Source organism: Candidatus Corynebacterium faecigallinarum, assembly GCF_052264515.1.
In the GTDB taxonomy this organism is placed as follows: domain Bacteria; phylum Actinomycetota; class Actinomycetes; order Mycobacteriales; family Mycobacteriaceae; genus Corynebacterium; species Corynebacterium faecigallinarum.
Window position 1 is genome coordinate 1 of sequence record NZ_JBQQOC010000091.1, and the last position, 539, is coordinate 539.

General features: G+C 68.3%; 1 protein-coding gene. It reads right to left on the minus strand.

The genetic code is table 11. From position 1 onward, the window contains the following. Positions 1 to 136: 136 nt before the first annotated feature. Positions 137 to 539: transposase family protein (locus ACTXPP_RS14185; RefSeq protein WP_443342771.1), on the minus strand; the 403-nt coding region annotated here is incomplete at its 5' end.

Genomic DNA, 539 nt, shown 5'->3' on the forward strand with positions numbered 1-539 from the left:
GTCGCCGAACGCATCAGCCGACCGGCCGGGCACCATGTCCAGCAGTCGGGCCGATCCGACGCCGTCGACCAGTGGGGTGAGGTCCACGATGACGGTGACGAACCCGGGGGCCCCGTCGCCCCGGACATGCTTCCACTTATGCTCGTCGACGCCCCAGGACCCGGACCCGATCCAACCGGGACGGATCCTGGTAGGACAGGTGCCGGCAGGCTGTCAGGGCCAGCTGGTTGGTCTTGTCCCAGCCGATGCCCAGCCCACGTGCGCAGGACTTCACGCTCATGCCGTCGCACGCCATGCGCTGCAGGATCCAGCGGGTGACCCGGTGGGTTACCGTCTGACGGTCGTCGGCGGCTTGTGGGATCGATGCCCGGAAGATGGTGACCTCGCAGTCGTCACTGGTGCAGACCAACCGGGGTACGCGGACGTGCAGGAGGCCTGGGTGTCCGGCGATGGGCAGGTCCGTGAGCCTGCGTTCGATATGGTCGCGAACTCGGCAGGCGTGCCCGCAGTGTGGGCAGCTGAGGTCGACGATCACCGGG